Here is a 512-nt window from a genome sequence, read left to right as displayed (position 1 = left end):
ATATGGACAAGCAAAGCCGGTAAGCACCGGCGGCGGCTGATAAGCACATTGGTTCGATCCTCCGCAAGCCGCACCAGCTCTGCGTTTAGCATGATGCTGTATATTTATACAGTGATAAATAATCGTGAAAGACGTCACATCTTCCACTCCTGGTTTCAAGCCCCAATCAACGCTCAAGATGGCAAAAGCGTTGCATTCGTTGCAATACACATAGTCTACGGCTCGCATACCAATATGTCTATCAGGCAAGATCGTATATGTACTTCGATGATCTGCGCCATCCCATAACCATGGGAGCCGCCATTTGCTTTATCTCTTCTAGATCAATGCGCTACCTCCCAGGATCGGCTAATTTGATGCCATGCCGCTGGCGACCACCGTAAAATTGCCGATGTTGGGCCATTGACACATTGCGTGATTTTTCGCTCAGCTTATTTCTTATCGACTGATGTCAGCACTGTCTTCTAAACCAATCATGCGAGCCGCATCCATACTTTTTGTCGTATTGGCTA

General features: G+C 47.3%; 1 protein-coding gene. It reads right to left on the bottom strand.

The window, feature by feature from the left end:
- Window positions 1-228 (bottom strand): hypothetical protein (locus DVK06_RS19440; RefSeq protein ID WP_233561802.1); only part of this gene is annotated, 228 nt, incomplete at its 3' end.
- Window positions 229-512 lie beyond the last annotated feature (284 nt).

The organism is Halorubrum sp. Atlit-28R, assembly GCF_003665955.1.
GTDB classification, from domain to species: domain Archaea; phylum Halobacteriota; class Halobacteria; order Halobacteriales; family Haloferacaceae; genus Halorubrum; species Halorubrum tropicale.
The sequence above is the reverse complement of the archived record's forward strand: the minus strand, read 5'-3'. Positions and strand labels throughout refer to the sequence as shown.